This is a genomic window from Pseudoalteromonas sp. McH1-7, from assembly GCF_013366255.1.
In the GTDB taxonomy this organism is placed as follows: Bacteria; Pseudomonadota; Gammaproteobacteria; order Enterobacterales; family Alteromonadaceae; genus Pseudoalteromonas; species Pseudoalteromonas peptidolytica.
This window is the reverse complement of record NZ_JABWPQ010000004.1, coordinates 247,245-253,667: the sequence shown is the minus strand read 5'-3', so window position 1 is coordinate 253,667 and position 6,423 is coordinate 247,245. Positions and strand designations below refer to the sequence as shown.

Below are 6,423 nucleotides of genomic sequence, written 5' to 3'. Positions count from 1 at the left end.
ATCGAATTGACTGTGCTGAATAAACTATGTTTATTCTGTTGGTCACTCAGTTCAATTGAGACTCTAAATTTGTTTGCGTCATCTAGCGAACTAGACTCTGCTGTTAGAACTCAATCTGTACGAGTGCCCACACAGATGATTGCTTCATATTGTTAAAGAACAGTTCCGGTTACCCGGTACGATGACTTATCATCGCTGCGCCGTTAGCGCTGAGGGTTGTGCATTCTAAGCATTTCCCATTTGTTGTCAACACTTAATTTTGATTTTCTTTCGAAGTATTCAAACTCAAGTTTTATTTGACTCCCGACTCGTTGGCTCGTTGCTTTTCAGCGTTGCTCCCCGTGTCGGTGGATGCGCATTATAGGGAGATCCGATTTAAGTGCAACCCTTTTTTTGAAGTTTTTCTATTTATTTTTCAAACACGTTTTGACCCACAAAACCCTAACAGCTTATCCACATTTTCTGTGGATAACATGCACTAATTTCAGTTTTTGTTGTTCTTTGTGGTAGATTACCGCCCCATTATTTACTCGTTCTCAGGAAAAGGCTAAATATATGGCTGATATCTTAAACTCGATAAGTGGTCTATTGTGGGGCCATCTACTTATCTATCTATTAATAGCTGCTGGTGTGTTTTTCACTGTTAGACTCGGTTTTATTCAATTCACCCAATTCCCGTATATGGTGAAGGTAATGATGCAAAGCCGTGAGGGCGCTGAAGATGGTATCTCTTCTTTCCAGGCATTTTGTACATCATTAGCCGCTCGCGTCGGTACCGGTAATATGGCAGGTGTTGGTGTCGCGCTCTATCTAGGTGGTCCGGGTGCTATATTATGGATGTGGCTTATCGCCTTAATTGGTATGGCGACCAGTTTTGCTGAAAGTTGCTTAGCGCAGTTATATAAGACAAAAGATGATGACGGAAATTTCCGTGGTGGACCTGCTTATTATATGGAGTTGGGTTTAAAACGTAAGTGGATGGGTGTGTTGTTCTCCCTTTGTCTTATTCTCGCATTTGGTTTTGTCTTTAATGCAGTGCAAGCAAACTCCATTGCTGCAGCATTTGAAGTTGCCTTCGATGTGCCCAAGCATATTATGGGTATTGCGTTAGCGGCAGCGGCAGGGGTTATCATCTTTGGTGGTTTAAAGACTATTGCACGCTTTGCCGAGCTCGTCGTTCCTTTTATGGCCGTTGCTTATCTTATGCTGGCGCTGTACGTCTGTGCTGTAAACTTTGCGCAGCTGCCTGATATATTCATGTTAATAGTAAAAAGTGCAATGGGTATCGAACAAGCTGGCGCTGGTGCTATTGGCTACGCGGTAATGCAAGCTATGCTTCAAGGAATTAAACGCGGCCTATTCTCAAATGAAGCCGGTATGGGTAGCGCTGCAAACGCAGCAGCAAGTGCAACACCAAATCCGAACCATCCTGCATCGCAAGGTTATGTGCAAATGCTAGGTGTATTTGTAGACACTATAGTGATCTGTACCGCGACAGCTTCGCTTATCCTTTTATCTGGTCAGCTTGAGCCAAACTCTGGCCTGACCGGCATTGAGTTAACGCAATCTGCGTTGGTTCACCATGTAGGTGAATGGGGTGCAACTTTCGTTGCAGTCGCTATTTTATTTTTTGCTTTTACTTCTATTGTTGCCAACTACAGTTACGCAGAAACCAATCTGCTGTTTTTAGATCATCATTCAAAGAAAGGAATGATGGTGTTTAGAGCTTGTGTATTAGGTATGGTCATGTTTGGTGCAGTAAGTGAACTCGGATTAGTTTGGACCCTCGCCGACATTTCAATGGGGTTAATGGCTGTAGTTAACGTGGTTGCACTCTTTATGCTTCGCAAGGTTGTGCTGTGGCTTGCTGCCGATTATAAAAAGCAGCTTAAAGCTGGAGTAACCCCCGAGTTTGATCCGAGTACCAACCCTGAAGTAGAAAAAACACTACCAAAAGGTATTTGGACTAAGTAAACCAATACAGCGCACTAATGCTTATATTTAGTGCGCTTTCTTCTTATACGACCCAACGTTAATGAAAACGAATACAAAAATACGCACTTAAGTTCATTTAATGTCCAAACAAACCAACCACTTATTGCCTTTCAAAAAAAAATCCGTATAGTAGTCACCAAGTCGGCATATAGCGCAGCTTGGTAGCGCACTGTCATGGGGTGTCAGGGGTCGCAGGTTCAAATCCTGCTATGCCGACCAGCTTTTCCTTACCCTAATCAATAAGTTACAACACTTTTTCAACTCTTAATTTTTGTACCCCGTACCACCAACGTACCAGCAACGTACCATTATACAGTAGTTTAATTCCTCATCGTTCTGAGTTGTATCTATCCTTTTCACTCCATTTTATTGTTCTCAAATTTCTCATTTTGCAATATCTGCTATCAAAAAATCTTGTCTCAACTCTCATTTAAAATATATACTGTTTATATATACAGTATAGGTGATTTATGAAAGTAATACCCATAAAGGCACAAGCGGGCATAACAGGATTTGAGTCTCCCGCAGCCGAGTACAGAGAACTAGGACTGTCTTTAGATCAATTGCTGGTTCAGCACCCCAATGCAACATTTATTGGTTTAGCCTCAGGTGATTCAATGCAGGGAGTGGGTATTTTTGATGGTGATTTGCTTGTTGTTGATAGAGCTGTATCTCCACAACAAAATGATGTGATCGTAGCAAACTACAACAATGAGTTTGTGTGCAAGTTGCTCGATATTGAACATAGAATCTTACGGTCCGCCTCTCCTATGTATACTTCAGTTAGAATTAGTGACTGCGACCAGTTTCAGTTAGAGGGGGTTGTCATCGGCTCTGTAAGAATGCACAGAAACAATGTTGAGCTTTTCAAATGTATGCGTTAGTAGATGCAACTTCTTTCTATGCCTCTGCAGAAAAAGTCTTTGACCCATCTATACGCAAAAAGCCCGTTATTGTACTGTCAAATAACGATGGCTGCATCGTCGCAGTATCACCTGAAGCCAAAGCGCTTGGGGTTCCTAAATTTCAGCCTTACTTCAAACTGAAGGACGCACTTGAACAACACGGCGTGGTCGTTCGCTCATCTAATTATGAACTATACGCAGATCTATCTGACAAAATGATGAGCGTCATAAATCAATTTAGTGATCGCCACTACATATATTCAATCGATGAATCATTTCTAAAGTTTGACGGCTATGGAGATATTGTTGACTCATGGTATGAATATGGCCATTCAATAAGACGAGCGGTATGGCGTAAGACTAAACTTCCCGTAGGTGTTGGGTTTGGCCCTACACCTACTCTCGCTAAAGCAGCGAATCATGCAGCTAAAAAATTCCCTGATGCTACTGGTGTTGCGGTAATTGACAATGAGCAATCGCGTAGAGCAATACTGGCACAAATGGGTGTGGGTGACGTTTGGGGTGTGGGCCGATGCTTGACTAAAAAGCTTAATCTGTTGGGGATTGAATCAGCATTAGACTTAGCAAAGCAAAGCCCTAAACATATGCGCCGACAATTTAGTGTTGTACTCGAACGCACCGTATCAGAACTGAACGGCATTGAGTGCTTATCGTGGGATGAAGTAAAGCAACGCAAAAAAGAGATATTTAGTACCCGGAGCTTTGGCGAGCGCGTGACAACGCCTGAAGCGCTCAAAGCTTCTTTAATAACACACTGTTCGATAGTGACCAAAAAACTCCGCCAGCAACAATCATTGGCTAAACGCATTATCGTTTTTGCTCATAGCTCCCCGTTTGAAGATCACTATTTTAAGAAATCCTTCATACAAGGCTTCCCGGTTTCCTCAAATGATGTAACCGTCTTTGCTAACGCTGTAGAAAGTGTATTTAGCCAAATTTATCAACCTGGTGTGAGATATTATAAATCTGGCGTAGGGGCAATTGAGCTGGAAGATGATGTATTTCAGCAGACAGATATGTTTAACCAGTCACAAGATAAGCCCGAGCTGATGAAGTGCATGGATGAGGTAAATAATCGATATGGCTCAACCGCCATGCGCATTGGTTCGGAGCTGCAAACAAGCACTTGGCATATGCGTCGTGAATTTTTATCCCCTCGCTATACAACTCGGTGGCCTGATATACCGGTTATAAAGTGCTAAAATGAGTTGCTTTAAAAGACGCCAACTGCTAGTTTAAATTTGCGACTTAAGTCACCCAACTAAGTTGTGGTCGCAACATAACAATCAGTTATTGGCTTATATTCAATATTAACGAGACATTAGTCATCGTGCATTTCAAAAAGACAGGCGCTTAGTTTTATAGGCTGCCTTCAAGCACCTAAGTGTGCATTCAACTGAACAATCTACATAACATTTAAAATTTTCAGGAGATAACTATGTCTTTTAAATCTTGGTGCATGGTCATTGGCTTTGTGTTATTGACTGTGGCTTTATTAATTACATATGACTTATTTTACAACGCCATTGGCCTAAACCCATTTGATGGGTTCGAAACGGACTTGCAAACTGTTTGTACTAAGGTTTGCTCCATGATTGCTTGCTTTGTAATTGGGGGACTTTGCCTAGATCAGAGTCGCTAAATTATGGGAGTTTCGCTCCCCTTTTCCGTATAAGAGTGTTACATTTTCTTGGTCTGGCAAGCAATATATTCGATAAGGAAAACCTGTGAAAAAATTTAGCCTCGTACTACTCACGATATTATGTATTGAGACACATGCGGCAAGTGGTGATGGCGCTTGGCCGGGACAAAGTTTTAGTCAAGCAAAAATAATGCTCAAAAATCTCTATAAAGGCTCCCCCACGACCTTTTATTGTGGCTGCAACATTGAATGGCAAAGCAATAAAAAATTGAAACCAAACACCTCCAATTGCGGTTATAAGCCACGAAATGAACTCACCAAAAAAGGCAAAGTCAATAAACGGGCACAACGTATAGAATGGGAACACGTTGTCCCAGCTTGGGAATTTGGGCATCAACTACAATGTTGGCAAGATGGTGGCCGAAAAGCATGTAAGAAAAACCCAAAATTTAAGGCTATGGAAGGTGATTTACATAACCTCGTGCCTGCAATCGGCGAGGTCAATGGAGATCGTTCAAATTATAAGTTCAGTATGATTGAAGGTGAGCAACGTGTTTATGGTCAATGTGATGCTGAAGTTAACTTTAAAGCAAAGGTTTTTGAGCCAGCGCCTGAAATTCGTGGTGATATAGCACGTACCTACTTCTACTTTGAAAAGCAGTACGGACTCAAAATAAGTAAACAACAGAAAAAGCTATTTATTGCTTGGGATAAGCAAGATCCAGTAACACAAACTGAGTGCGTAACTCATGAAAGAAAAGCTAAAAACCAAGGCTGGGATAATCCATTTGTAGCAGCTAACTGTAGTTAGTGAGCAGTTTTATCAAGGATAATGAAAGGCTTAAACCTATGACACAATTAGAGAGTTATACTTTAATCACTGCATTTGCAGCAAGTGTTGCAGCTATTGCTAGCGCAATTGCAGCAATCTACCAGTGCTATGCCAATAAAAAGCATCAGAATGCCTCTGTGATTCCCTATATCTGTGACCATTATGATCAAACGAGCTATCATAAAGGTAGTATCAGTTTTTCGATTACCAATAAAGGGATTGGCCCTGCTTTAATTGAAAGCTTCGAATTTTATTGGGATGAATGTTTAATTTCATGTACTAAACTAGAAGATGAACTAATATCACTACTTGGTTCAAGATTCGAATTTATTACAACAGAATTAGGTAAAGACCAAGCATTTAGCCCTAATGAGACAGTTACCGTTCTCGAAATCAACTTTTTGCAGCAACATGGGCAATTTAATGACGATCATAGAGCTACTCTAGCTGCTTTCCGTGAGGAAGCAGTAAAGAAGTTTAGGCTAAAAGCAACTTACAAATCAGTATTAAGCTCTAAACAGTATGTATACCACACAGCGCCACTCAATAGTTTGTTACAACAAAGGGATATTAATGATTAGAATATACATGCCAGCTTTTACCTTATCGCTGTCTTTATCTGCTCATGCAATGGGTTACAAATGTATCATAGAAAGGGTTGAATTGCCCTCTCAAAAAAATGTGAAGGTAATAACTCTATTGGAAAAGCAGTATATAGGGAAAGAGTTTGTTGTAAATAAAAGAACTGGCAGAACAATTGGTGCCATAGATAATTCTTATGCCCAAGAACCAACAGTTATTGATTTTGGCTCTAAAGACAACTCTTACAAGGTAATTAACTCAATGACCAAGGAAGAAGGTGTGGGTCTAGGTAGCTGGATCACAGCACTTGCCATTAATGAATATGAAGAGACCAAAATGAAATCGTTTACGTATTTGCACAATGATAAAGTTCTATTTGGAAACTGTAGTTCCTACTAAACTCAAATTGATGTATCAATTGAAAGCTCTTAAAGAAAAATGGCAAC

7 protein-coding genes and 1 tRNA gene are annotated in these 6,423 nt (G+C 40.7%); all 8 read left to right on the top strand.

What is annotated here, in order from left to right; translation table 11 throughout:
- Positions 1-555 precede the first annotated feature (555 nt).
- Complete coding sequence (locus tag HUZ36_RS04760; protein ID WP_147391421.1) at positions 556-1,974, top strand: alanine/glycine:cation symporter family protein; 1,419 nt, start codon at positions 556-558, stop codon at positions 1,972-1,974.
- 163 nt (positions 1,975-2,137) lie between these two features.
- Positions 2,138-2,214 (top strand) — tRNA-Pro (locus tag HUZ36_RS04755).
- A gap of 251 nt (positions 2,215-2,465) precedes the next feature.
- Positions 2,466-2,879, top strand: a complete 414-nt coding sequence (locus HUZ36_RS04750) for a LexA family protein (RefSeq protein WP_176032168.1) — start codon at positions 2,466-2,468, stop codon at positions 2,877-2,879.
- Positions 2,867-4,123, top strand: a complete 1,257-nt coding sequence (locus tag HUZ36_RS04745) for a Y-family DNA polymerase (RefSeq protein WP_176032167.1) — start codon at positions 2,867-2,869, stop codon at positions 4,121-4,123. Before HUZ36_RS04750 ends, HUZ36_RS04745 begins: the two co-directional genes overlap by 13 nt.
- Positions 4,124-4,359: 236 nt before the next feature.
- The gene (locus HUZ36_RS04740; RefSeq protein WP_176032166.1) at positions 4,360-4,563 is read left to right on the top strand and encodes a hypothetical protein; all 204 of its coding nucleotides are present in this window, start codon (positions 4,360-4,362) and stop codon (positions 4,561-4,563) included.
- An 85-nt stretch (positions 4,564-4,648) separates the two neighbouring features.
- A complete protein-coding gene (locus HUZ36_RS04735) occupies positions 4,649-5,374 on the top strand; it encodes an endonuclease (protein ID WP_368659786.1) in 726 nt (241 codons plus the stop codon).
- Positions 5,375-5,412: 38 nt separating this feature from the next.
- The gene (locus HUZ36_RS04730; protein WP_176032165.1) at positions 5,413-5,976 is read left to right on the top strand and encodes a hypothetical protein; all 564 of its coding nucleotides are present in this window, start codon (positions 5,413-5,415) and stop codon (positions 5,974-5,976) included.
- A complete protein-coding gene (locus HUZ36_RS04725; protein WP_176032164.1) occupies positions 5,969-6,376 on the top strand; it encodes a hypothetical protein in 408 nt (135 codons plus the stop codon). Before HUZ36_RS04730 ends, HUZ36_RS04725 begins: the two co-directional genes overlap by 8 nt.
- Positions 6,377-6,423 lie beyond the last annotated feature (47 nt).

Bases quoted from the DNA above. Each gene is read 5' to 3' on its own strand.
- HUZ36_RS04760 (WP_147391421.1), top strand. From the start codon at position 556: ATGGCTGATATCTTAAACTCGATAAGTGGTCTATTGTGGGGCCATCTA.
- HUZ36_RS04750 (WP_176032168.1), top strand. From the start codon at position 2,466: ATGAAAGTAATACCCATAAAGGCACAAGCGGGCATAACAGGATTTGAG.
- HUZ36_RS04745 (WP_176032167.1), top strand. From the start codon at position 2,867: ATGTATGCGTTAGTAGATGCAACTTCTTTCTATGCCTCTGCAGAAAAA.
- HUZ36_RS04740 (WP_176032166.1), top strand. From the start codon at position 4,360: ATGTCTTTTAAATCTTGGTGCATGGTCATTGGCTTTGTGTTATTGACT.
- HUZ36_RS04730 (WP_176032165.1), top strand. From the start codon at position 5,413: ATGACACAATTAGAGAGTTATACTTTAATCACTGCATTTGCAGCAAGT.
- HUZ36_RS04725 (WP_176032164.1), top strand. From the start codon at position 5,969: ATGATTAGAATATACATGCCAGCTTTTACCTTATCGCTGTCTTTATCT.